This is a genomic window from Mesorhizobium sp. M7A.T.Ca.US.000.02.2.1 (genome assembly GCF_003996995.1).
In the GTDB taxonomy this organism is placed as follows: domain Bacteria; phylum Pseudomonadota; class Alphaproteobacteria; order Rhizobiales; family Rhizobiaceae; genus Mesorhizobium.
In genome coordinates this window covers 1-26,274 of the sequence record NZ_RZTT01000038.1, presented here as the reverse complement: position 1 = coordinate 26,274, position 26,274 = coordinate 1, and the positions used below count along the sequence as shown (strand labels likewise).

General features: G+C 63.2%; 17 protein-coding genes. 6 read left to right on the top strand and 11 right to left on the bottom strand.

Annotation, left to right across the window (positions count from 1 at the left end):
* Positions 1 to 818, top strand: an 818-nt coding sequence (locus tag EOD15_RS06125) for an ABC transporter permease (RefSeq protein WP_148129499.1), incomplete at its 5' end; no start/stop codon positions are given.
* A 51-nt stretch (positions 819 to 869) separates the two neighbouring features.
* Positions 870 to 1,922 (top strand): substrate-binding domain-containing protein, encoded by a 1,053-nt coding sequence (locus EOD15_RS06120; protein WP_023808755.1) that lies wholly within the window; start codon positions 870 to 872, stop codon positions 1,920 to 1,922.
* Positions 1,923 to 2,141: 219 nt separating this feature from the next.
* Here the strand turns inward: EOD15_RS06120 and EOD15_RS06115 are convergent, their stop codons facing one another.
* The 3 genes from EOD15_RS06115 to EOD15_RS06105 form a co-directional block, all read right to left on the bottom strand.
* Complete coding sequence (locus EOD15_RS06115; RefSeq protein ID WP_127320965.1) at positions 2,142 to 3,008, bottom strand: alpha/beta hydrolase; 867 nt, start codon at positions 3,006 to 3,008, stop codon at positions 2,142 to 2,144.
* Positions 3,009 to 3,146: 138 nt separating this feature from the next.
* On the bottom strand, positions 3,147 to 5,201 hold the full coding sequence (locus EOD15_RS06110) for a bifunctional aldolase/short-chain dehydrogenase (protein ID WP_127408355.1): 2,055 nt from the start codon (positions 5,199 to 5,201) through the stop codon (positions 3,147 to 3,149).
* A gap of 90 nt (positions 5,202 to 5,291) precedes the next feature.
* The gene (locus EOD15_RS06105) at positions 5,292 to 6,257 is read right to left on the bottom strand and encodes a sugar-binding transcriptional regulator (RefSeq protein WP_127321998.1); all 966 of its coding nucleotides are present in this window, start codon (positions 6,255 to 6,257) and stop codon (positions 5,292 to 5,294) included.
* A gap of 189 nt (positions 6,258 to 6,446) precedes the next feature.
* On the opposite strand from EOD15_RS06105, the gene EOD15_RS06100 reads away from it, so the two are divergent.
* The 4 genes from EOD15_RS06100 (at position 6,447) to EOD15_RS06085 (ending at position 13,420) form a co-directional block, all read left to right on the top strand.
* Positions 6,447 to 8,087: an acyl-CoA synthetase gene (locus EOD15_RS06100; protein WP_127321999.1), complete on the top strand. Its 1,641-nt coding sequence runs from the start codon at positions 6,447 to 6,449 to the stop codon at positions 8,085 to 8,087.
* Positions 8,088 to 8,274: 187 nt separating this feature from the next.
* Positions 8,275 to 8,880 carry a TetR family transcriptional regulator gene (locus EOD15_RS06095; protein ID WP_027036073.1) on the top strand — a complete coding sequence of 202 codons (606 nt, stop codon included), beginning with the start codon at positions 8,275 to 8,277 and terminating at the stop codon, positions 8,878 to 8,880.
* A gap of 51 nt (positions 8,881 to 8,931) precedes the next feature.
* Positions 8,932 to 10,074 carry an efflux RND transporter periplasmic adaptor subunit gene (locus EOD15_RS06090; protein ID WP_127408354.1) on the top strand — a complete coding sequence of 381 codons (1,143 nt, stop codon included), beginning with the start codon at positions 8,932 to 8,934 and terminating at the stop codon, positions 10,072 to 10,074.
* A 199-nt stretch (positions 10,075 to 10,273) separates the two neighbouring features.
* Positions 10,274 to 13,420: an efflux RND transporter permease subunit gene (locus EOD15_RS06085; protein WP_127321806.1), complete on the top strand. Its 3,147-nt coding sequence runs from the start codon at positions 10,274 to 10,276 to the stop codon at positions 13,418 to 13,420.
* A 67-nt stretch (positions 13,421 to 13,487) separates the two neighbouring features.
* Here the strand turns inward: EOD15_RS06085 and EOD15_RS06080 are convergent, their stop codons facing one another.
* From EOD15_RS06080 to EOD15_RS06040, 8 genes are all read right to left on the bottom strand, one after another.
* The gene (locus EOD15_RS06080) at positions 13,488 to 15,197 is read right to left on the bottom strand and encodes an APC family permease (protein ID WP_127321807.1); all 1,710 of its coding nucleotides are present in this window, start codon (positions 15,195 to 15,197) and stop codon (positions 13,488 to 13,490) included.
* Between the two features lie 387 nt (positions 15,198 to 15,584).
* On the bottom strand, positions 15,585 to 17,954 hold the full coding sequence (locus tag EOD15_RS06075) for an aminomethyltransferase family protein (protein WP_127408353.1): 2,370 nt from the start codon (positions 17,952 to 17,954) through the stop codon (positions 15,585 to 15,587).
* A gap of 347 nt (positions 17,955 to 18,301) precedes the next feature.
* On the bottom strand, positions 18,302 to 18,925 hold the full coding sequence (locus EOD15_RS06070; protein ID WP_127322334.1) for a sarcosine oxidase subunit gamma family protein: 624 nt from the start codon (positions 18,923 to 18,925) through the stop codon (positions 18,302 to 18,304).
* Positions 18,918 to 21,899 (bottom strand): sarcosine oxidase subunit alpha, encoded by a 2,982-nt coding sequence (locus EOD15_RS06065; protein WP_127408352.1) that lies wholly within the window; start codon positions 21,897 to 21,899, stop codon positions 18,918 to 18,920. The genes EOD15_RS06070 and EOD15_RS06065 overlap by 8 nt, the downstream gene beginning before the upstream one ends.
* 241 nt (positions 21,900 to 22,140) lie before the next feature.
* The gene (locus EOD15_RS06055) at positions 22,141 to 22,416 is read right to left on the bottom strand and encodes a sarcosine oxidase subunit delta (protein ID WP_127321955.1); all 276 of its coding nucleotides are present in this window, start codon (positions 22,414 to 22,416) and stop codon (positions 22,141 to 22,143) included.
* A gap of 17 nt (positions 22,417 to 22,433) precedes the next feature.
* On the bottom strand, positions 22,434 to 23,687 hold the full coding sequence (locus EOD15_RS06050; protein WP_127270293.1) for a sarcosine oxidase subunit beta family protein: 1,254 nt from the start codon (positions 23,685 to 23,687) through the stop codon (positions 22,434 to 22,436).
* A 36-nt stretch (positions 23,688 to 23,723) separates the two neighbouring features.
* Positions 23,724 to 25,031: a type III glutamate--ammonia ligase gene (glnT, locus tag EOD15_RS06045; protein WP_127321954.1), complete on the bottom strand. Its 1,308-nt coding sequence runs from the start codon at positions 25,029 to 25,031 to the stop codon at positions 23,724 to 23,726.
* Positions 25,032 to 25,092: 61 nt separating this feature from the next.
* Positions 25,093 to 26,274 (bottom strand): FMN-binding glutamate synthase family protein (locus EOD15_RS06040; protein ID WP_148129498.1); only part of this gene is annotated, 1,182 nt, incomplete at its 5' end.

The following is a 26,274-nucleotide window of genomic DNA, read 5'->3' as shown; positions in this document are numbered from 1 at the left end:
GCGGCTTCGATCTGTCGATCGGCTCGGTCGCTACATCAGCCATGATGGCGGCGGCCTATGTCATGGTGGTGCTGGAGCAGAACGCCCTTGTCGCGGTCGTCGTCTGCCTGCTCATCGGCGCCATTGTCGGCCTGATCAATGGCTGGTTGATCGTCTACATGCGTGTGCCCGATCTGCTGGCGACGCTCGGCATGATGTTCCTGCTCGTCGGCCTGCAGCGCATTCCGACAGAAGGCCGCTCGATCGCCACCGGCATGACCATGCCCGACGGTTCGGTCGCCAGCGGCAAATTCTCCGACGCCTTCCTGGCGCTCGGCCGCCACCGTTTCGATTTCTTCATCCCGAACCTCATTCCGGTGTCGGTGGTGGTCCTGCTCGTGCTCGCCGTGCTGATCTGGTTCTTCCTCGAATACACACGTTTCGGCCGCATGATGTATGCCGTCGGCAGCAATGAGCGCGCCGCCGAACTCGCCGGTGCGCCTGTCAAGGCATACAAGATCTGGGCCTACGTTATTTCAGGAGTTTTTGCCTCGATTGGCGGTATTTTGCTCGCTGCCCGGCTTGGACGCGGCGACATCGCCTCGGGTAATAATCTGCTGCTCGATGCGGTCGCCGCGGCACTGATCGGCTACGCGGTGCTAGGTGCCGCCAAGCCGAACGCCTTCGGCACTGCCATCGGTGCGCTGTTCGTCGGCATCTTGCTGCAAGGCCTGACGATGATGAACGCGCCTTACTATACGCAGGATTTCGTCAAGGGCGTGGTTCTGGTCGTCGCCCTTGTCTTCACCTTTGCGCTTTCTGGCAGAGGCCGGAGGTAGCTTTCGACCGGAACAGGATTTTGGGTTCAACAAAGAGTGGAGGAAAACAAAGTGAGCATTACAAGAAGACTTCTGGGGAAGGTGGCGCTCGGATTGGCCGGCGCAACCATGCTGATGCAGGTCCCGGCTTTTGCCGCGGACAAGCCGGCGCCTTTCGACAAGCCCGGCGTCAAGATCGCGCTGGTGCGTTATCTCTCGACCGGCGACTTCTTCCAGGCCTATCTCTCGGGCGTCGAGGCACAGTCGAAGGCGCTCGGCATCGACTTGCGTGTCCTCGACAGCCGCCAGGATGCCGCCCTTCAGTCCGACATGGTCGATCAGGCCATCGCGCTTGGCGTGCAGGGCATCATCATCCAGCACGGCCTGACGGAATCGATGAAGGACGCCGCACAGCGTGCGGTCGACGCCGGCATCAAGGTGGTGGCCTTCGACGTCAATGTCGAAAATCCCAAAATCCCGCAGATCGAACAGTCCGACCGCGACCTGGCGCGCCTCGCGCTCGAGCAGGCTGTCAAGGACAATGGCGAGAGCTGGAATGCCGGCTATGTCTATGTCGCCGGCATCGCGCCGCTCGACCGCCGCAACGAGACCTGGGTCGACGTCAAGAAGAAATATGCCGGCATCAAGGAAGTCGCGATGTTCGGCACGCTCGACAATCCGATTGCCAACTCCGTCGCCAACCAGGCGCGTTCGGTGCTGACGGCGCATCCCGACATCAAGGTGATGTTCGCTCCCTATGACGAATTCGCCAAGGGCGTGAAGATCGCCGTCGACGAAGCGGGCTTGAACAAGGGCATCAAGATCTATTCGGCCGACATTTCGACGTCGGATATCGCTGCGATGCGCGAGCCCGACAGCGCCTGGGCTGCGACCGCCGCGACCAACCCGGCCGTCGTCGGACAGGTCTCGGTGCGTGCGCTGGCGCAGTTGCTGGCCGGTGAAGATCCGGGCCACAACGTCGTCGTGCCGCCGACGCTGATCACCCAGAAGGACCTCATCGACAAGGACATCAAGAACATGGAGGACCTGTCGGCCAAGCTGCCGCAGTTCGCCCATGCCGATGTCGCGATGCCGGCCTGGATGCCGAACCCGAACGCGAAGTAGGTTCCGCTATCGAAGGCCGCCTGCAGCCCCTTGCTGCAGGCGGCCTTTTTGCCGAATATCTGCAGCCGGCGCCAGGCTCCGGCCCAAGGTACGGTGCTTATATGGAAGTCCAGGCGGCAATCGAGGAAGACCTGCCCGGCGCCGTCGCCGGAACCTTGTTTCGATGCCCGCAGTGACGAGGCTGATTCGAGGCTGGGAACCAGGGCCTGGAAACACATTCTAGAGTTGCTGTAGCAGGGGTTTCGCGGCGGCCGAAGGATGCTGGTCGTTCCAGAAGTCGAGCACAGTCGAGATTATTGCCTCCGGCGCGTCTTCCTGAACGAGATGTTTGGCATTTGGAACCGCGATGAACGGCGCACCGGGGATGCGGCGCGCGAGTTCTCGCCCGTCGTCGAGCGGAATCCACTCGTCGTCTTCACCCCACAGGATCGTCACAGGGCAACGTATCTCGTCGTACCGCCACTCGACCTCTCGACTGAACTTGTCGTCCATCTGTGCGATCTGACGCCAAAAAGCCTTCTGTCCCTCGTCTCCAAGCCATGGCTGCAGATAGAGCTGCATTTCGTCCGCGCGCAACGCGTTCGCGACAGAGCCGCCGATATAGGCGCGAAGCATGGCTTCATGGATATAGGCCGGGAGACCGGCAAACGCTTTCTCGTGTTCTTTTGCCGCTTGAACCAAGGGCGATCCCTGGGGGCTGATCGCGACCGGATCGATCAGCACCAGGGAGCGATAATCGAGCCCGTTGAGCAGGTGGCCGCGCAACGCGACGGAGCCGCCGAAGTCATGCGCCACGATGTCGGGCCACTCCAGCTCCCAGTGAGCGTAGAGCGCCGCGAACAACTCGTTTTGAATGCCGCGCGACACGTCCGCGTCGGGCTTGGCGGATTGCCCGTAGCCGAGCATGTCGAAATAGTAGATCCGGCGCCGTTGCCCGAGCCAAGCTGCAATCCGCCGCCATTCCACCGACGAGAACGGGGTACCATGAAGCAAGACCGCCGGCGGGCCGTCGCCGATCGTTCCCCATGCAATCGGGTGACCCGAATAAATAAAGCGTTCGGGCAGGGACCAGTCATCGGTTGGCATGAGGGAACTCCCGGCAACAATTTAGCTGCTTGACCTTGCTCGATCTCAATGGCCGGTCGGGTCGATAGTTCCCAACCGCCCCTTCTCGAGCAAGCTTCAGAGTTGCACCGCACCTTTTCGTCTGGACGGATCTCTACGTCAGCGCAGCGCTGCCGCGATATTCCCGCCGTCGACCGTCGTCACATCGGCGGTGGTGCGGTCAGCCAGCGCGTGATGCAGGAAGGCCTGCGCCACGTCCTGCGCCGTCACTTCCTGGCCGAGCAGATTGCCGGACATGTAGTCCTTCTCCGACACGCCCCGCGCGCCCGAACGGCTGGCAATCATGGCGTCGGTCAGAAGCCCCGAGCGGATGCGGTCGGCGTTGACGGCGTTGGAGCGGATGCCATGCGCGCCATAGTCGAGCGCGTATTGCCTGGACAGGAACAGTGTCGCCGCCTTCGGCACGCCATAGGCGCCGAACTTCGGGCCGGGGTTGACCGCCTGTTTGGAGGTGTTGAACAAAAGCACGCCGCCTGTGCCCTGCTCGAGCATGATGCGCACGGCATTCTGCGCCACCGATTGGTGGGCGAAGAAATTAAGCTCGAAACTCTTGCGCAGGAGAGCGTCGTCGAGCTCGCCGATGCGGCCTTCCCAGGCGGCGCCGGCATTGGAAACCAGGATGTCGACACCGCCGAACACGGCGACCGCTTTGTCGAAGGCGGCACGCACCTGCGCCGGGTCGGTGATGTCGGCGGCGACGCCGATCGAATTGTTGCCGGCTTTCTTCGCCGCATCGGCAGCCTTTTCGGCGTCGAGATCGACGACGACTGCATGGGCGCCATTGTCGGCGAACAATTTGGCTGTCGCTGCACCGATCGCGCCGGCGCCGCCGGTGATCAGCACCACCTGGCCAGTCAGTGGCTTCGGCTTGTTGGAGGCGAGCTTGGCCTGTTCCAGCGACCAGTATTCCAGCGGGAACAGATCGGCCTTGGAGAGCGGATGGAAACGGCCGACCGCCTCGGCGCCGCGCACCGCCTCGATCCACATCTCGCCGACATCCGAGGCGATCTTCGCGTCCTTCAGCGTGCGGCCATGGCCGAACATGCCGAGGCCCGGCACCAGCGTCAGCCGCGGCATCTCGTCGAGCATGGTGCGCTTGACGTCGTCGAGCGCATCATTGGTTTCGAAATAGGCGCGATAATCCTTGGCGAACGCGTCGACATGGCTCTTGATCACCGCCTTGTAGTCACCGGCCTTGTCCGCATCGGGCGCCGGCAGCGCCATTGGGCCGGTCTTGATGCGGATCGACAGATCCGGTGTCGACACACCGCGTCCGGCATAGTCGGCGATCTCAGCCGAATTGATGAAATCGACAATTACCGGCGAAGTGCGGAAATCGCTGATCATGCGGTCGAAGCGGCCTTCGCCGCGCGCTACCGCCACCGCGCCGCGCAGCATCGGCGCGATGGACGCCGGTGTCGCGAGGCTTGCCGGCAAGGCCGCCTTTGCCGCCTTCGGCTTGCCGCTTGCGGCAATGAAGTCCTCGGCGACATTCACATAGTGGATCATCCGGTCGTAGGCTTGTTTGGCGTCGTCGCCAAAGGTGAAGATGCCGTGCTTATCGAGGATCAGGCCCTCGACGTCAGGGTCGGCGTCGAAGATGTCGGCGGCCGCCTTGGCGAGGTCGAAACCGGGCATGATGTAAGGCACATAACCCATCCTGCTGCCGAAAACCGTCTTCACCAGCGGCTTGGAGTCCTCCTGGTCGACGATGGCGAGAATGGCAGTCGAGTGCGTGTGATCGACGAATTTGTGCGGCAGGAAGGCATGCAGCAGCGTCTCGACCGACGGGTTGGGCGAGGACGGATCGATGAGGTTGACGCGTTGCAGGGCAACCATGTCCTCGTCGGCCAGCCTGTTCAGCGCGCGCGCCTTGAGCAACGGCTTGAGCTTGACCGCCGGCAGGCCCTGCGGCTCGATGACGCCCATATCCCAGCCGCTGCCCTTGACGCACAGCACGTCCCACTGGTCGCCGACAAGATCGGTTGCCGTCGTCTTGCAGGAAGTGTTGCCGCCGCCATGCAGGACCAGCCGTGGTTCGCCGCCGAGCAGCCGGGTCGTGTAGACGCGCAGTGCCAGGTCGCGGCCGACACCCTTTTTCGCGTAGTCGGCGACGAGTTTTTCGGCTGTTTCGTCATTCCACAAATTGTTCATGTTCGCTTCGTCCGGTTGTTTGTCTTGATGGTGAAACAGGATTGCCGCGACGCTTTGATGACAATGCGCCGGCGGCGGAGAGGAGGATTTCTAGGAGGCCTTTTCTGTCGTGGCAGCCGCATGATCCAGGAGCCGCTGCGCCATGTGCGCGCCGACCACCAGATGCGTGCAAAGGCCGCCCGCGATCGCCGCGAGCAGCGGTTCGAACTTGCTGTCCTCCTGCACCACCACCAAACGCCTGGCGATGGCGCGCAGCGAGGCAAGTTCGGCGGAGATCACCCGGCGGTTATAACCGCAGCCGAGCACCTTGCCTTCGGCGTCTATGATCTGCCCGGCAATCACGCCGGCAGCGCCTTGGCTACGCAAATCCGCCATTTCGTTTGGCGTCAGCGCGCCGCATTTGACCAGATGGCTGTCGGCGTCGACCGCGCCGACCGAGTATAACGCCAGGTCGCATTCGCTGACACCCGACAATTGTTCCCGGATGACTGGCTCGGCACGCAGCGCCCGCGCGAGTTCTTCCGTCGACAGCACCAGCGGCGCGTAGAAATTGAGCCCCTTGGCGTTGAGCCGCCGGGCGATCTCCATGGTGCATTGGTCGGGGCGATAGGAATAGGGTGCGCCGAGATTGCCGCAGAGCTGCACCACCGTGACATCCTGCAGATCGGCATAGGACATCACGTCGGCGATCATATAGACGGTGCGGCCCCAGGCGACGCCGATGCGGTCGCCCTTCTTGACCAGTTCGAGAAAGACGCTTGCCGCCAGCACGGCGATTTCCGTCGACGGGTCGGCAATATGATCATTCTCCGGTGCGATCCAGACGGCGTCGAGGCTCAACGCATCCTCGAGCTTGCGCGCCAGCACGTCGTCGGTGAAAAGCTGGGTCGAAGTCGAGATGTTGACGATGCCGGTCTCGCGCGCCTTGCGCAGATACATGGCGACCGAGGCACGGGAAATGTTAAGCTGGCTCGCCACCTGGTCCTGCCGCAGGCCATGGGCATAGTAGAGCCAGGCGGCCTTGTGGATGAGTTGTTCTGCCGGTCGGATCGCCATGCCGTCTCCTCGGCTGACATTATTCACGGCTCTCGACAAAAGTCAAACTGGGCAGAGGTATGCGATACTCCCGCTTACGCCGAATCTGGTCATCATTGTGCCAAATGCGCTCTCTCGTGGCATCGTTTGTGGTGACGCGGCCCGAGCCTGTGATTAGAACGTCTGAAAGAAACCGCGGGGGAGCATGGGATGGGCAGTCCTTACGAACAGGATCTCGACAAGAACGCGGCCAACCATCAGCCGCTGACACCGCTCACCTATCTGGAGCGCGCGGCCAAGACCTATCCCGACCATGTCGCCATCATTCACGGCCGCCAGTGCATCGACTATCGCACTTTCTGGCATCGGTCGCTGAAGCTTGCCTCCGCGCTCGACAGGCGCGGCATCGGCAAGGGAGACACCGTCACCGTCATGCTGTCCAACACGCCGCCGATGCTGGAGGCGCATTTCGGCGTGCCGATGACCAAGGCGGTGCTGCATTCGCTCAACACCCGCCTCGATGCCGCGGTCATCGCCTTCCAGCTCGATCATGCCGAGACCAAGGTGCTGATCGTGGACCGCGAATTCTCGAGCGTCGTCAAGCAGGCCCTGGAACTGACCAAGGTCAAGCCGCTGGTCATCGACTATGACGATCCCGAATACGCCGACGACGCGCCGTATCCGAAGGGCGAGCGGGTTGGCACGCTGGACTACGAGGCGTTTGTCGCAGGCGGTGCCGAGGATTTCGCCTGGTCGATGCCCGACGACGAGTGGGACGCCATCTCGCTCAATTACACTTCCGGAACGACAGGCAATCCGAAGGGCGTCGTCTACCACCATCGCGGTGCCGCGCTGATGGCCTACACCAACACCATTCATGCCGGCATGGCCAAGCACGCCGTCTATCTCTGGACGCTGCCGATGTTCCACTGCAATGGCTGGTGCTTTCCCTGGACGCTCGCTGTCCAGGCCGGCACCCATGTCTGCCTGCGATGGGTGCGGCCGAAGCCGGTCTACGATGCGATTGCCGATCACGGCGTCACCCATCTGTGCGGCGCCCCGGTCGTCATGTCGGTGCTGATCAATGCCAGGGACGAGGACAAGCGCGAATTCCCGCAGACTGTCACCTTCAACACCGCGGCAGCTCCGCCACCGGAAGCCGTACTGTCCGGCATGGCGGATGCCGGCTTTGCCGTCACCCATCTCTACGGCCTGACCGAGACTTATGGCCCGGCGGTCGTCAACGAATGGCATGGCGCCTGGGACGATCTCGAAAAGGGCGAGCGCAGCGCCAGGAAGGCGCGGCAGGGCGTGCGCTATGCAGCGCTCGAAGGCCTGACGGTCATGGATCCCGAGACGATGCGGACGACACCGGCCGATGGTGAGACCATCGGCGAGGTCATGTTCCGCGGCAACATCGTCATGAAAGGCTACCTGAAAAACCGCAAGGCGAGCGACGAGGCCTTCGCCGGCGGCTGGTTCCACTCCGGCGATCTCGGCGTCATGCACCCCGATGGCTACATCCAGTTGAAGGACCGCTCCAAGGACATCATCATCTCCGGTGGCGAGAACATTTCCTCTATCGAGGTCGAGGACGCGCTCTACAAGCACCCGTCGGTTGCCTCTTGCGGCGTCGTCGCCAGGCCCGACGATAAATGGGGCGAGGTGCCTGTTGCCTATGTCGAGCTGAAGCCCGGCAAGGCCGCGACCGAAGCCGAGATCATCGATCACTGCCGCGCGCTGCTTGCCCGGTTCAAGGTGCCGAAGGCGGTCATCTTCGCCGAAATCCCGAAGACCTCGACCGGCAAGATCCAGAAATTCCGGTTGCGCGAGATGGCGAGGGGGACCTAAGCCTCGTCGCTGCTCTCCTCCAGTTACGACCTTTGCGATTGGGCAAAGCCTCCGCGACTTTCGTCGGTTCCCTGTCACCATCTGTCACCATTCGTACGTGTACACCGAATCCGCATTGACAGGTTGCTCTTTTCAATTTACGAATGACGAAAATCGAAATTCATCACTCGTAAATCGATAGAGGATCATGTCCGAAGCCGCCACCATAGTCGCCGAAGCCGCCCGACAGGAAAATGTAACGCGCATTCTCGATTGCGCCGAGCGCCTGTTCCGGCACTATGGCTACGGCAAGACCAATGTCGCCGACATCGCGCGTGAGCTCGGCATGTCGCCCGCCAACATCTACCGTTTCTTCGCCTCCAAGGTCGAAATCCACCAGGCCGTCTGCGGCCGTATGCTCGGCGCCAGCTACAAGATGGCCTACGAGATTTCGCGCCTGCCGATCAGCGCCGAGGAGCGGCTTAGGCGTTACGTGCATGCGCAATACAAGATGACGATGGAGGTCATGCTCGACGACCAGAAGGTCCACGAGATGGTCATCGTCGCCCTCGAACGGGACTGGGGTGTGATCGACAAGCATGTCGACAGCATCCACGACCTGTTTGCGGAGGTGATCCGCGACGGCATCGAGGCCGGTGAGTTCAGACAACAGGACCCGGTGACCGCGTCGCGCTGCTTCGGTGCCGCAACGGTCATCCTGTGCCATCCGCAAATGGTTGCGCAGTGCCTTGCCAAGACCAACCGGGCGATGCCCGACGATCTGATCGACTATGCGATCAGAGCTCTGAAGTAATAGCCCCCGCCAGCCGGTTGTCGACCATTCATCTCCAGTCGGAGTACCAAGATGTCTTTGTCCAATTTCATCCTTCGCAAGCTGCCAGTTGCCGGCCTGATCGTCGCCACTCTCGGGCTTGCCGGCTGCAGCCAGGAAAAAGCCGAAGTCAAGGATATCATCCGTCCCGTCAAGGTTGTCGAGATCGCGAAGGTGCACGACACCCGCACGCTCTCCTATTCCGGCTCGGTACGAGCCCGCACCGAGAGCGCTTTGGCGTTCCGCGTCAATGGCAAGATCACCGAGCGCCTCGTCGATATCGGCCAGCATGTGGCCGCGGGCGATGTGCTCGCCCGCATCGATCCCATTGACTACGACCTCTCGGTCAAGAGCGCGCAGGCAGCGCTCGATGCCGCCGAGCGGCAGGTCGAGACCGTGGAGCTTGCCCGCAAGCGAGCCGAGCAGCTTTTTGCCAAGAATTTTGCCCCGAAATCACAGCTCGAACAGGCGACCTTGACCTATGACCAAGCGGTCGCCACGCGTGATTCCGCCCTTTCGACACTTGCACAGGCGAAGAACCAGGTCGGCTATACCGATCTCAAGGCCGACAGGGATGGCATCGTCACCACGGTCAGTGCCGACGTCGGTCAGGTCGTCGGTTCCGGTACGCCGGTTGTCACTGTCGCCGTCGACGGCGAGAAGGAAGTGCTGATCGCCGTCCCCGAAATGGAAATCGCCGAATTCAGGCCGGGCAAGGCAGTCAAGGCGGGCTTCTGGTCCGACGATGCGCTGGCGCTCGATGGCAAGGTCCGCGAAGTCGCCGGTAGCGCCGATCCGCAGTCACGCACCTTTGCCGTCCGCGTCAGCCTGCCAAACGATCCGCGTGTGCTGCTCGGCATGACCGCCAGCATCGAAGCCTCGGCGGCCAATGAGCGGCAGCTGGTCTCGATCCCGCTGAGCGCATTGGCCGAGCAAGGCACCCAATCGATCGTCTGGACCGTCGATCGTGGCGCCGACACCGTTCATGCCCGTCCGATCAAGGTTGCCGAGTTCGCCGCCGATGGCGTGCGTGTCGCAGAGGGTTTGAAACCCGGCGATGTCGTGGTCGCCGCCGGCACGCAATTCATGACCGAAAACCTGAAGGTGAAGCTCGCTGGTGATGCGGCGCTGCAATCGGCATCCGCGGCAGACGGCGACGCCAAGCAGGTGCGCTGACGACAGACAACCGGCTGCGCGTTCCCGCAGTCGTTGGTTTCCGGGCGGCAGGCGCCTGACCGAGACGCTCGATTGATGTAACCCCCACATCGATCTCGCGTCCCACCGCGATGAGTGCTTCTCTGCTCGGAGAGCCTTGCCGCCCGGAAGCCACTATGAACCCTCGATTTTGTTGCGCTAGATAGATGGACCAGCGTCGATGACCAATTCCACGGAAGAGAAGCGGCCCTTCAACTTGTCGCGCTGGGCAATCGGCCATCCCGCCATTGCGCGGTTCCTGTTCGGCCTGATCATCATTTCCGGCGCGCTCGGCCTGATGCGTATGGGCCAGAAGGAAGATCCCGATTTCACCTTCCGGATCATGGTCGTCCAGGCGATCTGGCCCGGCTCCTCGATCAAGGAGATGGAAGACCAGGTCGTCAACAAGATCGAACGCAAGCTGCAGGAAACGCCGCATCTCGATTTCGTGCGCTCCTTCACCCGCGCCGGCAGCGCCATCATCACCGTGCAGATCAAGGGCGACACCAACACCGCCGAGGTGACGGACGCATTCTACCAGGTGCGCAAGAAGGTGGGCGATATCCAGGGCGACCTGCCGCAGGGCCTGCTCGGCCCGTATTTCAACGACGAGTTCGGCGACACCTTCATCACCTTGCATTCGATCAGCGGCGACGGCTTTAGCTATCCCGAACTGAAGAAGTTCGCCATCCAGGCGCGCGACATGCTTTTGACGACGCCCGGCGTCGAGAAGGCCGTCATCATCGGCGACCAGCCGGAAAAGATCTATATCGACGTCTCGTCCAAGGCCTTGGCCGAACGCGGCCTGACGCTGACCGATCTGCAGAATGCGATCAAGGGACAGAACAATGTCGACCCGGCCGGCTCCGTCGATACCAGCACCAACTCGGTGCGCATCTCCGTCGAGGGCGATGTCGGCAAGGTCGAGGATATCCGGAACCTGCGCCTGCGCGCCGGCGGCCAGGTCACAAGGCTGGGCGACATCGCCACGGTGACCTCGGGGCTGGAAGATCCGTTCCAGCGCAAATACCGCTTCAACGGTCACGACAGCGTGCAGTTGGGCGTCGTCATGGCCAAGGGCTTCAAGGTTACCGACGTCGGCAAGGATGTCGAGGCCACCTACAAGCGCTTCGAAGAGGCGCTGCCCTACGGGGTTGCGGTCGACCAGATCTCCGACCAGCCGGGCGTCGTCACCGATGCGGTGGCCGAGTTCATGCATGCGCTTGGCGAAGCGCTGCTGATCGTGCTCGTCGTCTCGTTCCTGTCGATAGGCTGGCGTTCCGGCCTGGTCATCGCCATCGCCATCCCGCTGGTGCTGGCTGCGACCTTCGCCATCATGTACGAACTCGGCATCGACCTGCAGCGCATCTCGCTCGGCGCGCTGATCATCGCGCTCGGTCTTCTGGTCGACGACGCTATGATCGTCGTCGAGATGATGGAGCGCAAGCTGGAGGAGGGGATGGTCAAAGTCGAGGCGGCGAGTTTCGCCTATTCCTCGACCGCCTTCCCAATGCTGACCGGCACGCTGATCACCACGGCCGGCTTCATTCCGGTCGGCTTCGCGGCCTCGACAGCCGGCGAATATGTCCGGACCCTGTTCTATGTCGTCGGCATCGCGCTGATCGTCTCCTGGTTCGTCGCGGTCTATTTCACGCCATGGCTCGGCAATATGATCCTCAAGCAGCGCAAGCATGCCGGCAGCCATCACGATGTCTTCGACACGCGTTTCTATCGCCGGCTTCGTGCTACCGTCAGCTGGGCCGTGCGCCATCGCATCATCGTCCTGGTGATGACGCTGGTCACCTTCGGCACCAGCCTGTGGGCTTTCCAGTTCATTCCGCAGAACTTCTTCCCGCAATCGTCGCGGCCGGAAATCCTCGTCGACCTTTGGCTGCCGGAAGGCACCAGCATCAAGGAAGTCGAGGCGCAGGCCAAGGCGCTCGAAACCAAGATGATGGACGACAAGGACAAGCGTTTCATCGCCACCTATATCGGCGAAGGCGCGCCGCGCTTCTTCCTGCCGCTCGACCAGCAGCTGAGCAACCCCAACTTCGCCCAGCTGCTCGTCATGGCCAATGACGAACCGGCCCGCGAACGGTTGATCGTCAAGTTGCGCACTGTTCTGGCTGAAGACTTCCCATCCATCCGTGCCAAGGTCGATCGTCTGTTCCTCGGCCCGCCGACCGGCTGGCCGGTGCAGATGCGCGTCATGGGGCCGGATCGCCAGGAGGTGCGCCGCATCGCCGACCAGGTGAAGGCGAAGTTCCGTGAGGATCCGCTGCTTGGCGCCGTGCATGATGACTGGCTGGAGCCGGTTCCGGCGATGAAGCTGGTCATCGACCAGGATCGTGCCCGCGCACTCGGCGTCACCTCGCAGCGCATCCGCCAGATGCTGCAGGCGGCAATGTCCGGCGCGCCGCTCGACGACTTCCGCGACGGCGAGGAGACGGTGTCCATCGTTGCCCGCGAGCCGGATGCCAGCCGCAGCCTCCTGTCCTCGGTCGACTCGGTCTATATCCCGACCGACTTCGGTGGCTTCGTGCCGCTGTCGCAGGTTGCCAAGGTGGTGCCGGTGCTGGAGCAAGGCATCGAGTGGCGCCGCGACCGTCTGCCGACCATCAGTGTGCGGGCAACGCTGCCCGACGGCGTGCAGTCCAATGACGTCGTCACCAAACTGTACAAGGATGTGCAGGGCCTGCGTAACGGATTGGCGCCCGGCTACAAGGTCGAGATCCAGGGCGGTGCGGAGGATTCGGCGGAAAGCCAGGCTTCGATCGCCGCCAAGGCGCCGATCATGCTGGCTGTCATCGTCGTGCTTTTGATGATCCAGCTGCAGAACTTCGGCAAGGCGATGCTGGTGCTGGCGACCGGTCCGCTTGGCATTATCGGTGCTGCCGCGGCACTCTTGATCAGCGGCGCGCCGTTCGGCTTCGTCGCCATTCTCGGCGTCATCGCGCTGCTCGGCATCATCATGCGCAACTCGATCATCCTGGTCGACCAGATCGACCAGGACATCGCCGCGGGCATGGACCGCTACGAGGCGATCATCGGTTCGGCCGTTCGCCGTTTCCGGCCGATCACGCTGACGGCGCTGACGGCGGTGCTGGCGCTGATCCCGATCTCGCGCGGCGTCTTCTGGGGTCCGCTCGCCTACGCCATGATGGGCGGCATCCTCGTTGCCACGGTGCTGACAATCCTGGTCCTGCCTGCCGGGTACGCCCTGTTCTTCGGCCGGGAACCGAAGAAGCGCGGGGCGGAGGGGCGGACCGACGATCTGGAACTGAGCCAGGAAACCGAAAAGCCGCAACTGGCACTGGCCGCCGAATAGATCGATCACGCCAGTCGAAAAGATCGGGCGCGCCGAAGCGCGCCCGATCCTTTTCACTTTTACGAGGTCAGATGACGAAGAACCAGTTGGCGAGCAGCATCACCACCACGCCGGCGACCAGCGTCAGATAAGGCAGTATGCCCGCCTTTTTGACCGAGAGGTCGGCCCCCGTCATGCCGAGATCGGCCAGCATGTGGTCGGGGAACTTGCCCTTGTCCTGGATGTAATGGCGGAAGCAGAACACCGGGATGATCAGAGCCGCAGTGATCAGGCCGGCCCACAGCGCCATCGGATTCCAAACTTTGGCGCCCGCGCCCATGAAGATCATGTTGACATAGGCGAAGATCGCGCCGACGCCGAGCAACCAGCTCGGTGCTTTCCAAGGCCTGGCGATATGGCCGTTGTCGATGCGGTGGATCCAGCCGGCATTGAGGTTGAGGAAGTTGAAGATGATATAGCCGCAGTTCGACACGGCGAGGATGAAGAAGAAGCTCGTCGCGTCGGCAGAGGCGATGGCCAGCACGATCAGGTTGAAGACGAGATCGGTCCACATTGCCCGCGTCGGCGCGCCATGTTCGTTGACATGGCTGAGATAGCGCGGCAGCCAGCCATCGACCGAGCCCTGGTAGAGCGTGCGTGAAGAGCCGGCCATGGCCGTCATGATGCACAGAACCAGAGCCAGGATCATCAGCATCACCAAAAGGCTGTGGATCAGTGCGCCGCCGCCGACCATGCCGGCCAGCGCGTCGGCGACACCGGAGCCGTCGACGATCGGTGTCGCCAGCATGCCGTTGAGGCCAAGCACGCCCTGGAAGGTGAACGGCACCAGGATGAACAGCAGCATGCACAAAAGGCCGGAATAGAAGATCGCCTTGAACGTGTCGGTGCCCGGGTTCTTGAACTCCGAGGTGTAGCAGACGGCGGTCTCGAAACCGTAGGTCGACCAGGCGGCGATGAACATGCCGCCAAGCACCAGCGTCCAGCCGGCGATGTTCCAGGCGCCGGGTTCGGGCGCGTAGGCTGCCGCCAGCGGCACCAGCGGCGAAAAATTCGCCCAGTTGATCTGGCCGGTGACGATCGGCACGACGCCGACGATCAGCATCGGGATGATGACCAGCAGGCCGATATATTTCTGCACATTGGCAGTGCCGAGGATGCCGCGATGCTGGATGGCGAAGATGATCAGCATCAGCACCGCGCCGATGAAGAAGGTCGCGTTGAGGGTGAACGAGACCGGCCCCAGCGTGTGGCTGTAGAGCGTCCAGTTGCGGATCACCGGCGTTGCCGCGGTGGTCACCGCCGTGATGGCGTCGGCGGCACTCGTCCCGGCATGCGCGGCGATATAGGCGACGACTTCGGGCGAGGCCTCGGTGAACAGCGGCACCGGCGCCAACGCGTTGAGGATATAAGCTGCGGCGATCGAGCAGCCGAGCGACAGCACCGGCGACCAGGCGAACCAGTTGCACCACACCGACAGCGGCGCGATGAACTTGGAATAGCGCAGCCATGCGGTGGCGCCGTAGATCGACGCGCCGCCCGACTTGTTTGGAAACAGTCCGGCGATTTCGGCATAGGTGAAGGATTGCAGGAAGCCCATGATCATGGAGAAGATCCAGATCGCGAAGGCCAGCGTGCCGGTCGTGCCGGCAATGCCGCCGATCGAGAACAGGACGAGGGCAGGCACACCGCTCGCCACCCAGAAGGCGCCGCGCCAGTCGATTTTTCGGTGCAACTTGCCTTCGGCAAGCGGCTCCAGGACAGTCGTTATCGTGCTCATATGTCTTTGTTCCCCATTTTGATGTTCCCCGTTCGTGACCGCCGCGGCTTCGCTAGGCTCACCATCGACGCATGCATTGATGGACTGCCGGTGTTTCCACTCAGTCGTATTTTTTTCTTAGGAGTGAAGATTGATCCGGCGCGCTTTCACGTCAAGCGAATTGTCGCGCCGTGCACATCACGCTTGCGAAACATGTCAGCTTCACACTGGCGGACAGGATTGTTCGGAAAAGGACCAGGGGTCTGGAAACGAAAAACCCGCCGCAGGCGGGTCGCGGCGCAAATCAGCACCATGGACGAATATGTAGCATAGCTGCCCTCAGCAGGTCAAGAAAAAATTCCTATCGCAGGCTGCCAGCACGGCCTCACTGTCTTCGGAGGAAGGCCGTCAGGAGCGTGGTTTGATCTTTTGCGGATCGTAGTGGGCGAAGGCGACGACGCGCGCCGGCAGCCGTTTAGCATGGCCGTCGAGCTTGCCGATCTCGACCTCGGTACCGACAGCCGAATGGGTGACGTCGAGCTTGGCCAGCGCGATGGTCTTGTTCAACACCGGCGAGCGCATGCCCGACGTGACCACGCCGATCTGGGCGCGGCCGACATGCACGCAATCGCCATGGCCGACGTCGACATTGGCGTCGATGTCGAGGCCGACCAGCTTCGTCTGCGGGTGCTCCTTGCGGCGGATCAGCGCCTCGCGGCCGATGAAATCGTCGGTCTTGCTCTTCAGCGGCACGGTGAAGCCGATGCCGGCCTCGAACGGATCGGTCTGGTCGGAGAATTCGTAGCCGGCGAAGATCAGCCCGGCCTCGATGCGCACCATGTCCAGCGCCTGCAGCCCCATCGGCTTCAGCCCATGCGGCTGGCCGGCTTCCCAGATGGCGTCGAACACCTTTTCGGCGTCGCGCGGATGGCACCAGATCTCGTAGCCGAGTTCGCCGGTATAGCCGGTGCGCGAGACGACGACCGGAATGCCGTTGCCGCCACCAATGCGGGCGACGGCGAAGCGGAACCATTCGAGCTCGTCGATCGACGGCTGCAATGGCGAAGTCCAGATCACTTCTCGCAGGATGTCGCGGCTCTTCGGACCCTGGACGGCGACGTTGTGCATCTGGTCGGTCGACGAGCGCACCAGCACGTTGAGGCCGAGCTTCGTCGCCGTCTCGCGCAGCCATTCGCCGGACAGATCGTCACCGCCGACCCAGCGGAAATTGTCCTTGCCGAGCCGCAGCAGGGTGCCGTCGTCGATCATGCCGCCATGCTCGTAGCACATGGCCGAATAGACCACCTGGCCGACACCGAGCTTCTTGACGTCGCGGGTCAGCGTGTATTGCAGCAGCGCCTCGGAATCCGGGCCGGTGACCTCGAACTTGCGCAGCGGCGACAGGTCCATGATCACCGCGTCCTGGCGGCACGCCCAGTATTCCGCGATCGGCCCGTCCTTGGCGAAGGAATTGGCGAGCCAATAGCCCCTGTACTCGCCGAAGTTGCGGGTGTGCTTGGCAAAGCTCGAATGAAAAGCTGTCTCGCGGGTCATTTTCTGTTCCGAATCGGGCGTCATGCGTCTGGCGATCGCTCGCGAGAATTTGTGCTGGCCGGAATAGGTCCGCACATGGATGTCGGTCGGGTTCCAGCCATTGGCCGGCGTCGTGTCGTCGGGGCAGGCGGAGGACACGCAGACGATGTCGGTGAGCGCCCTGAGCAGCACATAGTCACCCGCCCGCGACCACGGCTCGTCGGACACCATGACGCCATGCGCGTCGATCGCCGTGTTGAAGAAGAAGTTGATCGCCATCCAGCCCGCGCGGGGATTGACGCCCTTGCCGGCCAGAGCGCCGTTGAAATTCTCCGAGCAGTTGGTGTGGCCGGGATAGCCGATGTCGTCGTAATATTTGGCGGCGCAGGCGAGCGCGAAGGCGTCGTGCCGGCCGCATGTGTCCTGGATAACCTCGACCAGCGGCTCCATGTCCTGGTCGTAGTATTTGGAATGCAGGCCGGGCATCGGGTAGCTCGCACCCATCAGCGTGCGAGTCGTCGTCACGTCGAGCGGATGATCCAATCCCCTGTCCAGCTTGCGCGCCGAAAAGCACTGGAAATCGGTGCACTGGCGCCCGTCGACATCGATGATCTGGAGATAGTCGCCAGCCTTGACGAAATAGGATTCCGCCGTCGCCGAATGGACGCGCAAATCGAGAACCGGGTCGGCCAGCGGATCGGCCAGTAGCGATTTCGCCGCCGGGCGGATCGTGGCACGGCGAACGATGGCAATCAGCGGCGTCGCCGTGTCGTGGCCATCGACCAGCATCGGCCCGCCGGGGGCCGCAATCAGCATCGCGCCGTCGCGCGCGACCGTGAAAGCCTGCTCGGTGCCGGCGGGTGTCGCGCCGCCGAACACGCGAACCGCCTTGGCGTGGTCAAGCTGCACCTGCCGGCGCGCGAGCCCGCTCCGTAGCGATGCGAGGCTGTCGTCGTCCTCGGCCAATAGCGCCTTGATGCCAGCAGCGTTGCTGTTCGATGCTTCACCAAAAATGCCGGGATCGGTCGCGCCGGTCCTGTCCCAGGCCAGCAACTCGCAGGCCTGGCCGCCCTCGACATTGCGCACGGTGATCGTGTCGCCGGCCTCGATGTCGATGAGCACCGCGCCATTGCCATGGATCGTATAACGCTCCATGCCCGGCGGCAGCGCGATCTGGCCGGGCCTCAGGATGAGGCTCGGCCGCGGCGGTCCGGCAGCAATTGCGGGGTAGGGCGACTGGCTCATTTCAGCCTTGCGGTTCGAGAAACAAGTTTGCCTGTGTGTGAAATTATTTTAGCGGTAAGAATAGCAGTGCGCGTGCGTTTGGCAAGGTGAAGGTGATGCTTCGAACCCAGACAATTGAGATTGAATTGGCCTCCCAGTCTATCTTCCAAACGTCGGTGCTGCCCCTCATCTGGCTGCTGCCATCTTCTCCCCGTAAACGGGGCGAAGGACGCTGTCGTCGCCGGTTTCGCCAATCGCCAACATTGCAGAAATAGCGCGGCACTCCGAACAGCTTCTTTCTCCCCGTTCACGGGGAGAAATGCCCGGCAGGGCAATGAGGGGCGGCGCCGAGGTCCACAATTGGCGGGCTAGAATTCCTCGGAATGGCCGATAACCACACCATACTCCGCGGCCGAGTCCAGCATCGTGTGCCACAGGCTCTCGGCAAAAGTCGCGAACACCAGGAGGTTGAACACCGCCAGGCCATCTCGATCATTCCCACGCCTGAGCGTGACACTGGTGTGGTCAATCGACGTAGCCGCCGCCGCGCCAACCGGAAACGCATCGGGATGCAAATCGATCGACGACAGTTTCGCCAGCATCGCCCGCGCCTTGTCACCCGAGATGCTGATCAGCACGCGCGCATGCGACTGGTCGGACAGCGAGGCGGAAGATGCAAACGCCTGAGCGAGTGCTTCAGTCGAATGCTTGCCGCCCTTCGACAGCACGAAAAACTGATCCGGTCCCGACCAGATCAGCGTTGCGTCCGCCGCGCCGACTGCCGTCGGCGTTTCCGGAGCAGCAACGCCAAAGCGAACCTTCGCTGCCGTGGCCATGTCAGCCGCCTTACCGCGCCGCGCCATCACCTGGACGAGATCAAAATTGCGGATCTCGGTCAGCGAGACGCCGGCCTCGATACCGCGTGCACCATGCACGCCGGCAACAAGCGCCTTTTCAAGGGGACTGCGGGGAGCCCAGGAAAAATCAACCACGCTGGCGCCCTCCATCCGGATCGTAGAAGACGGGATTGCAGAGTTCGACATCGTAGTCTTCGCCGCGCAACGGGTCATGCCCATGCACGATCTCGCCGATGCGTTCGCGGCCGCGTTCGACAAGCGCGAGCCCGATCCACTGATCCGACGTCGGCGAGAAGCAGACCGAGGTGACATAGCCCTGGTCGTTGCCGGGGCCGGGTGTCTGTCCCTTCGGGATGATGTGCGCACCGGAGCGCAGCCGGCGTGCCTTGTCCGTCGGCTTGATGCCGACGACGACCTGCCGGTCCGGGGCTACCAGCGCCTCGCGTCCGGCCATGACGCGGCCGATATAGTCTTTCTTGGTCGACATCATCTTGCCCAGGCCAAGATCGGCCGCCGTCGTCGTGCCGCTCAGTTCCGGTCCGGCGATGTGGCCCTTTTCGACGCGCATGACGCCGAGCGCCTCGGTGCCGTAGGGCGTCACGCCGAATGGCGCGCCGGCCAGCATCAAATTGCGCGCCATGGCATCGCCGAAGCGCGCCGGCACTGAAATCTCGAAAGCCATCTCGCCTGAGAACGAGATACGGAACAGCCGTGCCCTCAGGCCCCCGCGAAGTGCGACTTCGCGCGCGCCCATGAATGGAAAGCCTTCGTTGGAAAGGTCTTCGGCCGGGTCGACGATTTCCCTGAGCAGGTCGCGTGTCTTCGGCCCGGCGATCGAGAATTGCGCCCACTGGTCCGAGACGGAAGTGAGCTGCACGTCGAGCTCCGGGAACAGCACCTGGCGGCAGAATTCGAGATGCTGCATCACCAGCCCGGCCTTGGCCGTGGTGGTGGTCAGAAAATAGTGGTCCTCGGCCAGCCGCGATGTCGTGCCATCGTCATAGACGATGCCGTCCTCGCGCAGCATCAGCCCATAGCGCGCCTTGCCAACGGCGAGGCTGGAGAAGGTGTTGATGTAGACGCGATCGAGAAAGGCGCCGGCATCGGGGCCGTGCACGTCGATCTTGCCGAGCGTCGAGACATCGCAGAAGCCGACGCCGCCGCGCACCGCCTTGACCTCGCGGGTCACCGATTCCAGCCAGTCCTTCTCGCCGGCGCGAGGGTACCATTGCGCACGTTTCCACAGGCCGGTGTCGACGAAGATTGCGCCCTGTTCGGCCGCCCAGTGGTGCGACGGCGTCAGCCGCGTCGCATGGAACGTCTCGTCGCGGTGATGGCCGGCGAAGGCGCCGATGGCGACCGGCACGTAAGGCGGCCGGTAGATTGTCGTGCCGGTCTCGGGGATCGAACGGCCGCTGACCGCGGCCATGATGGCAAGGCCGGCGACATTCGAGGTCTTGCCCTGGTCGGTCGCCATGCCGAGCGTCGTGTAGCGCTTCAGGTGCTCGACGGATTCAAAGCCTTCGCGTTGCGCCAGTTCAATGTCGGAGGCGGTGACGTCGTGCTGGTAATCGACAAAAGCCTTGCCCTTGCCGGCGACGTGCCATAGCGGCGTCAGCGAGAATGCCTCGTCGTCGGCGGCAGGCGCGATACCCACTGTGCCGCTATGTCCCGTGTCACGTGCCGCTGCCGCGCCGGCGGCAAATCCCTGGCTCAGGCAGGCGCCGAGGCCGAAATCGCCATTGGCGGCACCGGCGGCGACCATGCCGGGAGGCGCGCCGTCCGGCACGAAGGCAGATATGTCGTTCTGCCATTTCGGCCGGCCACGATGGTAGGAAGTCAGCCCGACCGCCGGGTTCCAGCCGCCGGAGACTGCGAGGCCGTCCGCTTCGACCTCGGCGCGCGCGCCACCGGTCAGCGAGACCGCGATTTTCCTGACGCCATCCTTGCCGCCATCGACGCCCCTTACGGAACCATGCAGCACCGGGAAGCCACCCTTGGAGGCCAGCGAACGATGCGCCGGCGACACTTCGGACCGTGCATCGATGACCGCCGCGATCTGTAGTCCCGCGCCAAGCGCCGTTTCGACCGTACGCCAGCCATCCTCATTGTTGGTGAACAGCGCGAGGCGCTTTGCCGGTGTCGCCGCATAGCGCGCGACATAGGTGCGCATGGCGGATGCCATCATAACACCGGGCGTGTCGTTGCCGGCAAAGACGATCGGCCGTTCGATGGCGCCGGCCGCGACGACGCAGCGCTTCGCCACGATCCGCCACAGCCGCTGTCGCACCTGATGCTGAGGCGGCGAGGGCAGGTGGTCGTTGACCCGCTCGATCGCGCCATAGGTGCCGCCATCGTAGACGCCGAATAGTGCCGTGCGGGTCATGATGCGGACATCGGGCATATCGGCCAATTCAGCCAGCGTCCGCGACAGCCATTCGGCTGCCGGCACACCATCGATCGTGCCGCCATCCGACAGCAGGCGGCCGCCGGGGACAAAATCCTCTTCGCACAGGATGACGCGGGCGCCTGCACGGCCGGCTGCCAATGCCGCGGCCAAACCGGCCGGACCTGAACCGGCGATCAGCACATCGCAATGCGCCCATGCCTTGTCGTAGTGATCGGGATCGGCGATGCCTGAGGCACGGCCGAGGCCGGCGGCGCGGCGGATCGCCGGCTCGTAGATCGCTTCCCAGAACTTCGCCGGCCACATGAAGGTCTTGTAGTAGAAGCCGGCGACGAAGATCGGCGCGAACAGCTGGTTCACCGACATCACATCGTGGCGCAGCGACGGCCATCGGTTCTGGCTGGCGGCCTCGAGCCCGTCATAGAGTTCGGCTGTCGTCGCCTTGGTGTTCGGCTCGCGCCGTGCGCCGGTGCGCAGCTCGACCAGCGCGTTGGGTTCTTCCGAACCAGCGGTGAGAATACCGCGCGGGCGATGGTATTTGAACGATCGGCCGACCAGCTTGACGCCGTTGGCGATCAGCGCCGAGGCGAGCGTGTCGCCCTGGAAGCCGGAGAAAGCCTTGCCGTCGAAACGGAAGTTCAGTGGCACCGAGCGGTCGATGAGACCGCCCGACGTGAGACGGTGAGATTGGCTGGAAGTCACGATTGCCGACCCTTCGTCGCTTCGATGTCATGCGGCAGGGTCGCGCTGCCCCTCATCGCCCTGCCGGGCACTTCTCCCCGTATAGTGACGGGGAGAAGGACGCTCTCGTCCAAGATTTCGCCAATCATCAACGCTGCAGGAATAGCGGCCAGGTTGCGGCCAGCGTCCCTCTCCCAGTCTCTATACGGGGAGAGGGTGCCGGCAGGCAGGTGAGGGGCGGCGCTGACTTGCACAAGAAAATTCATTTCGCGACCTGCCTCGCACCCACGCCAGCCGCCGGCTCAACGGCGGAAATCTCGTGCGTCAGCGTGTTGCGGGTGACCTTCAGCCAGGCCCGGCAACCACCGCCATGGTACCAGTGTTCGCTGGTCTGTCCGGCAGCATTGTCACGCAGATAGACATAGTCGAAGACCTCGTCTTCCGAGGCGCCGGCTTCGGGCCGCATCGGCTTGGCGTCGCCGAGATAGGTGAACTCGCCGAGTTCGCGTTCGCCGCAGAAGGGACAGACAATGCGCATGCTGTTCTAGACCGCCTTCAATGCAGGTTCGGTTGGGCGCCCTGGCCCTTTTCGTCGATCATCGCACCAGTCCGGAACCGGTCGAGGCGGAACCGTGCGGCCTCTTCGTGCGATTCATCGCGGGCCAGAAGATGGGCAAAGACAAAGCCGGAGCCCGGCGTCGCCTTGAAGCCGCCATAGCACCAGCCGGCGTTGAGATAGAGCCCGTCGACCGGCGTCTTGTCGATGATCGGCGAGCCATCCATCGACATGTCCATGATGCCGCCCCACTGGCGCAGCAGGCGCACGCGGCCGATCATCGGCATCAGCGCCATGCCGCCCTCGCAGACGTCCTCCATCACAGGCATGTTGCCGCGTTGGGCGTAGGAATTGTAGCCGTCTATGTCACCGCCGAAGACCAGGCCGCCCTTGTCGGACTGGCTGACGTAGAAATGGCCGGCGCCGAAGGTCATGACACCAGGGATGAGCGGCTTGATCGCCTCGGAGACAAAGGCCTGCAGCACATGGCTTTCGATCGGCAGGCGCAGGCCGGCCATCGCCGCGACGCGCGACGAACTTCCGGCAACAGCCATGCCGACCTTGCCGGCGCCGATCTTGCCGCGCGATGTCTCGACGCCGGTCACCTTGCCATTGGCGTCCCTGACGAAGCCGGTGACTTCGCAATTCTGGATGATGTCGACGCCGAGTTCGCTCGCCGCATGCGCATAGCCCCAGACCACCGCATCGTGCCGCGCCGTGCCGCCGCGCCGCTGCAAGAGCCCGCCTTGCACCGGAAAGCGCGCATTGTCGAAGTTCAGGAACGGTATCATCTTCTTGACGGCAGCGAGGTCGAGCAGTTCGGCGTCGATGCCGTTGATGCGCATGGTGTTGCCGCGCCGCGCATAGGCGTCGCGCTGTGCGTCGGAGTGGTAGAGATTGATGACGCCGCGCTGGCTGACCATCGCATTGTAGTTGAGGTCCTGCTCCATCCGCTCCCACAGCTTCATCGACAATTCGTAGAAGCCGGTGTTGCCGGGCAGACCGTAATTGGAGCGGATGATGGTGGTGTTGCGGCCGGCATTGCCGGAGCCGATCCAGCCTTTTTCGAGTACGGCGACATTCTTGATGCCGTACTCGCTGGCGAGAAACCAGGCGGTGGCAAGTCCGTGGCCGCCGCCGCCGATGATCACCACGTCGTAGCGATCCTTCGGCGTGGCGTCGCGCCAGGTGCGTTGCCAGTTCTTGTGACCGGACAGGGCGGCGCGGGCGAGCGAAAAGATCGAATATTTCATCAGTTCATTCCGAGGTCGCTCGCGTCACGCTGGTGGTCAGATATCCAGCGTGTGGTCGCGCTCCCATTGCGTGAAGTGCGAAGCATAGGAATTCCATTCCTGGTGCTTCAGCTTTAGGTAGGCCGACGAGAATTCCTCACCCAGCGCCGCCTTGAGCGATTTGTCCTTGTCGAACTCGCGCAACGCGTCGAGCAGGTTGAGCGGCAGTTTTGGCGCGCCCTTCACCGTGTGCCCATGCTGGTACATGTCGATGTCGTAGCGCTTGCCGGGATCTGCCTTGGAACGGATGCCGTCGAGGCCGGCAGCGATGATAACCGCCTGCAGCAGATAGGGGTTTGCCGCCCCATCCGGCAGCCGCAGTTCGAAGCGGCCGGGGCCGGGCACGCGCACCATGTGGGTGCGGTTGTTGCCGGTCCAGGTCACTGTATTCGGCGCCCAGGTCGCGCCCGAGATGGTGCGCGGCGCGTTGATGCGCTTGTAGGAATTGACCGTCGGGTTGGTGATGGCGGCCAGCGCGGAGGCGTGCTTCATGATGCCGCCGAGGAAATTCCTGCCCTTGGCCGACAGGCCAAGCTCCATCGAATTGTCGGCGAAGACGTTGGTCTTGCCGGCCTTGTCCCAGACCGAGATATGGGCATGGCAGCCATTGCCGGTCAGCCCCTGGAAGGGTTTGGGCATGAAAGTCGCGCGCAGGCCATGCTTCTCGGCGATCGACTTGACCATGAACTTGAAGAACGAGTGCTTGTCCGCGGTCGCCAGCGCGTCGTCGAAGGCCCAGTTCATCTCGAACTGGCCGTTGGCATCCTCGTGGTCGTTCTGGTAGGCGCCCCAGCCGAGCGCCAGCATGTGGTCGCAGATCTCGGCGATGACGTCATAGCGGCGCATCACCGCTTGCTGGTCGTAGCAGGGCTTTGAGGCCGTGTCGTATTCGTCGGAAATCGTCTTGCCGTCCGGCGAGATCAGGAAGAACTCGGCCTCGACGCCGGTCTTGACGTGCATGCCGTCGCTGGCGGCTTCCGCGATCAGCCGCTTCAGCGTGTTGCGCGGCGCCTGGTCGACCTCCTTGTCGTCCATGATGCAGTTGGCCGCGACCCAGGCGACTTCCGGCTTCCACGGCAGCTGGATCACCGAATCCGGATCCGGCACCGCCAGCATGTCGGGATGTGCCGGCGTCAGGTCCAGCCAGGTGGCGAACCCGGCAAAGCCGGCGCCGTCCTTCTGCATGTCGGCGATTGCCTGCGCCGGCACCAGCTTGGCACGCTGGCCACTGAACAGGTCAGTGTAGGAAATCATGAAATATTTGACGTTTTTCGCCCTTGCGAATTCTGCAAGATCAGTTGCCACGCTAGTTCCCCATTTTTATCGATTGTTGTTCCCGAGTATGCGGGAGTCGGCCCTTCGTTGATTAGAAGCCGTTCTTCCCCGGTATCCAGTTGGTGCCGGCCAGCGGCACGCCGGCCATGGCGGCTGCCTCGATCGTCAGCGCGACGAGGTCCTCGGGTTCGAGATTGTGCAGGCTGTTCTTGCCGCAGGCACGCGCGATGGTCTGCGCTTCCAGCGTCATCACCTTGAGGTAGTTCGCCAGCCGGCGTCCGGCGGCCACCGGGTCGACCCGCTTCATCAATTCGGGGTCCTGCGTGGTGATGCCGGCGGGGTCGCGCCCCTCGTGCCAATCGTCATAGGCGCCGGCGGTGGTGCCGAGCTCGTTATACTCCGCCTCCCAGCGGGGATCGTTGTCGCCGAGCGCGACAAGGGCAGCCGTACCGATCGAGACCGCGTCGACGCCGAGCGCCAGCGCCTTGGCGACATCGGCGCCGTTGCGGATACCACCGGAGACGATCAGCTGCACTTTGCGGTGCATGCCCAGATCCTGCAGCGCCTGCACCGCCGGCCTGATGCAGGCAAGCGTCGGCATACCGACATTTTCGATGAACACTTCCTGGGTGGCGGCGGTGCCGCCCTGCATGCCGTCGACGACAACGACATCGGCGCCGGCCTTCACGGCAAGCGCGGTGTCGTAGTAGGGCCGGGCGCCGCCGACCTTGACGTAGATCGGCTTTTCCCAGTCGGTGATTTCGCGCAGTTCGAGGATCTTGATCTCGAGATCGTCGGGTCCGGTCCAGTCGGGATGGCGCGAGGCCGAGCGCTGGTCGATGCCCTTGGGCAGCGTGCGCATCTCGGCGACGCGGTCGGAAATCTTCTGGCCAAGCAGCATGCCGCCGCCGCCCGGCTTGGCGCCCTGGCCGACGACGACTTCGATCGCATCGGCGCGGCGCAAATCGCGCGGGTTCATGCCGTAGCGCGACGGCAGATATTGATAGACCAGCTGCTTTGAATGGCCGCGCTCTTCCTCGGTCATGCCGCCATCGCCGGTGGTGGTCGAGGTGCCCGACAGGGTCGCGCCGCGCCCGAGTGCCTCCTTGGCGGGGCCTGACAGTGAGCCGAAGCTCATGCCGGCGATGGTGATCGGGATCTTCAGCTCGATCGGCTTCTTGGCATGGCGAGAGCCGAGCACGACTGATGTGTCGCAGCGCTCGCGATAGCCTTCGAGCGGATAGCGCGAGATCGAGGCGCCGAGGAACAGAAG